Annotated in this window: 1 protein-coding gene; it reads left to right on the forward strand. The window is 43.3% G+C overall.

Features of this window, described 5'->3' with window-relative positions; translation table 11 throughout:
- Positions 1–233 (forward strand): SprB repeat-containing protein (locus ACWA1B_RS23710; RefSeq protein WP_456911155.1); only part of this gene is annotated, 233 nt, incomplete at both ends.

Genomic DNA, 233 nt, shown 5'->3' on the forward strand with positions numbered 1-233 from the left:
TACCGATTCAAACGGATGCTTCACAACAGCAACTGTTTCAATTACAGAGCCTACTCAGCTTTCAGCAACAGATTCGCAAACTAATGTATCTTGTAAAGATGGCAATGACGGTACTGCTTCAGTAGTGGCTACTGGAGGAACTGGCAATTACAGTTATTTATGGGCACCATCAGGAGGTACAGCTGCAACGGCAACTGGACTAAGTGCTGGAATATATACAGTTACTGTTACAG

This window comes from Flavobacterium xizangense, assembly GCF_054075145.1.